The 3,259-nt window shown below is 66.9% G+C and carries 3 protein-coding genes; all 3 read left to right on the top strand.

Going from position 1 to position 3,259, the window contains the following annotated elements; all coding sequences use genetic code 11:
- Nucleotides 1-154: 154 nt before the first annotated feature.
- Nucleotides 155-1,213, top strand: a complete 1,059-nt coding sequence (locus tag AB7I40_RS23740; RefSeq protein ID WP_428348171.1) for a tyrosine-type recombinase/integrase — start codon at nt 155-157, stop codon at nt 1,211-1,213.
- Entirely contained in the window at nt 1,210-1,524 is a 315-nt protein-coding gene (locus tag AB7I40_RS23735; RefSeq protein WP_011777793.1) for a helix-turn-helix domain-containing protein, read from the top strand. The genes AB7I40_RS23740 and AB7I40_RS23735 overlap by 4 nt, the downstream gene beginning before the upstream one ends.
- A 75-nt stretch (nt 1,525-1,599) precedes the next feature.
- Nucleotides 1,600-3,192, top strand: coding sequence for a tyrosine-type recombinase/integrase (locus AB7I40_RS23730; protein ID WP_428348170.1), 1,593 nt, complete (start codon nt 1,600-1,602; stop codon nt 3,190-3,192).
- Nucleotides 3,193-3,259: the final 67 nt, after the last annotated feature.

The following is a 3,259-nucleotide window of genomic DNA, read 5'->3' as shown; positions in this document are numbered from 1 at the left end:
CCATTCAACTGGAGCTGGCACATGTTCGTTGTGGCTGATTTCTCCTGCTAGCTGGGCTTTCGGCTGTTCTGCGTGTCTTAGCGATCGTCAAGGCGTGATCGCGATATGTTAGGTGTTGCCTTAACTGGTTAGGCGGGAAGAAGGTGTGCGGGGAGTGGAGGGTCTGCGGCTGATTCCCGGTGGCGCCGCACCGGTCGAGGCTGTTGCCGCCGATCCTGTTGTGTTTCAACGTGAATGCGTCGATGCATTCGTGGCGTCCTGGCATGCCCGAGGATTCAGCCCGGTGACGATCGACAACGATATCGGGCTGTTGGAGCGGACCTTGACGGCGCTGGGGTGTCCGGCGTGGGAGGTCACCAGCGAGGACATCGATCGGGTGGTCGGTGAGCTGGCGATGGCGGGGCGGGCGGCGTCGACGCGGCGGGAGTACGTGCAGATCTTCAAGGGGTTCCATCGGTTCCTGCAGACCCGCAAGGCTGCCGAGATCGAGGCCGCGTTCGGGGCGCGGCTGGTGTGCCCGGTGGATGAGTTCAACGCGTCCCGGCACGTGGGCGACGACTCGCCGGCAGTCGCGGCGCCGCCGACCCCGGAGCGGGTGAGCGCATTCTTCGAGTTCCTGAAGACTCGGATTGCCACCGCCCGCAAGTACGGGCCGGCCGCGCGGGACTATGCGATGTTTCGGACCCTGTATCACGCTGGGCTGCGGTCGGAAGAGTCAGCGCTGCTGGAGATTCCGGACGTGCATTTCGATCGTGGACCGTTCGGCAAGTTGCACGTGCGGTTCGGCAAGGCCGCCCACATGTCCGGTCCCCGGCCGCGGTGGGTGCCGATGCTGGACGGTCTGGATGTGTTGTTGCAGTGGTTCCTGGCCGACGTGCGGCCGAAGTTCCCGAACTCGCCGGTGCTGTTCGCCGACGAGTCCGGTGGCGCACTGCATCGGGGCACGATCCGCAACCGCCTGCGGTATCTGATGGAGCTGGAGGGGCGACCGGCGACCGAGCGATTCAGCCCGCACGCGCTGCGCCGGGCCTGCGCCACCCACAACTACGAGCGTGGTGTGGATCTGGTTGCGATTCAACAGCTTTTGGGGCACTGGACGGTGAGCTCGACCATGCGGTACGTGCGGCCGTCGGCGACGTTCATCGAGGACGCCTACCGACGCGCGGTCACCTCGACGCTGGCCGAGCTGAGCGGAGAGGATGGGACGGCATGAGGATTCGTTGGCGGCTGCGGATGGCCGCGGCCCAGCGCGAGGTATGGACCGGCACCGAACTGCGGCGGCTTTTGTCCGAGCGCGCGGGTCTGGAGTTGTCGGCGGCGTCGGTGTCAGCGCTGTTCACCAAGGAGCCAAGCCAGATCAAGGTCTCGACGCTGATCGCCTTGTGCACCGCGCTTGACTGCACCCCGGATGACCTGTTCGAGATCGACACCACCCCAGTCGAACAGCCTGCCGCACGACCGCGCCCGGTCGCCTCGCAGCCCAAGACCGCCACCGCGCGGGGCCGATCAATGCCGCCAATGTAGGCCCACCCAACGTTTCGGAACGGGGTGCGGCTGGTGGGGAAACGACAACGAGACTGCGTTGACTGCGGCGCACCGGTGGGATACATCGGCCGCGAGCACTGCTGCCACTGCACCCGCCGGTTGCGGGCGCAGGCCGCCAAGGCACGATGCCCGGGCTGCGGCTGGGACCGGATCGTGCTGCCGGAGACAGACCGGTGCATGCTGTGCTCACGCCGCTGCCGCGAATGCGGCGGTCCGATCAAATTCCGCGGTGAAACGGTATGCCGGCCATGTCAGAAGCGGGCCACGCTCGCCGCCGCGAAATCGACATGCCCGCGCTGCGCAAAGCCCGGCTATCTGCGCGAGTCGACGGGGTGGTGCGGCCCGTGCTCGCGGCCCCGCCCACCAAAGTATCCGCCCCGCATCTGTGTGTCCTGCGGTGAGCTGCGCCGCCACGCCGCGCACGGCATGTGCGGGCGATGTTGGCAGCGCCACCCGGACCGGCCGTTCGTGCGCGGTGAGACCCTGGCCGCTGCGCTCACTGAACCACCAGGCTGGCTCGGCGATTTCGTCGCGTATCTGGCCGCCCGTCACTGCCCCGCTCGCGCTTGCAGGATGATCGCCACGCTGGCTCGACTCCTCGAAGACGAACACCCCAACCACCCGCAGAGCGTGCTCGAGCGGTCCCGCCGACCTGGCCGGTCGATGGGATCACTGGCTCGCGCTCTGGAAGCGTTCTTCACCGAGCACGGCCTGGCGATGGCCACCGACCAGGACCAGCGGCTGGCCGCCGGACGACGGCAGAAACGGATCGACGCCACACCGGGTCCGATGCGCGTCGCTGTCGCGGCCTTCGCCGAATCCATGCTGCACAACCGCGACCGGGCCCGGCGTGCAGGCACCCGCCCCCGCTCCGACCGCACCATCGAGTCAGCGTTGACGATAGTGCGAGACCTGGCTCACTTCCTCGAAGCGCAACGGGGCAAGCAGGATTGGGCACTCGTGGACGTCACGGATATCGAGGCGTTCCTCGCCGAGTTGCCCAACACCCGAGCGCGACGTCTGACCGTGTTGGGCCAGTTCTTCCGGTTCGCACGCAATCGTCGCGTGGTGCTCGTGGACCCGACACACGGCATGTCAGCCAAGCGGCACAGGGGATTTCGTGGCCGCACACTCACCATCACGCAACAGCGCGACCTATTTCGCCGCTGGAGCGCCGACCCCGCTGCGCATCCGCACGAAGCCCTCTTCGGGCTCCTCGCCATATTGCACGGTGTCTCCAGCCGTGAGCTGCGCCTGCTGCAGGTCGACCACATCGACACCAGTGACCGCTCGATCCGCCTCGGCACGCGCCCCCACCCGGTGCCGCTGGACCCGGTCAGCTGGAACGCGCTGCAACGCAGCCTCGATCACCGCGACACCCAGCGCACCAACAACCCGCACGTGATCGTCACGCGCGGTACCAAAGCCGACCGGCGACCGGCGTCGGAGGCCTACATGAGTCATCTGCTCGATCCCTGCGGCCTGCCACCCAAGATGCTGCGCAGTACCCGGCTGGCCGATCTGGTCAATACGATCGACCCGAAACTCGTCGCGGCAGCCTTCGGGATGAGACCCGAAGGAGCGATGATCTATCTCGCCGATCACCTCGACGAGGGCCGACTGCCCGACCACCTCGCCCAACCCTGATACCTGCAAACATGTCACGTTTCAACGCCACTTCCGCACAGGTTCGCGCGAACAAGTGCGCTTTGGC

The sequence above is a fragment of the Nocardioides sp. genome (assembly GCF_050246775.1).
Lineage (GTDB): Bacteria > Actinomycetota > Actinomycetes > Propionibacteriales > Nocardioidaceae > Nocardioides.
Note: the sequence above shows the minus strand (reverse complement) of the source record. Positions and strands in the feature narration are given on the sequence as shown.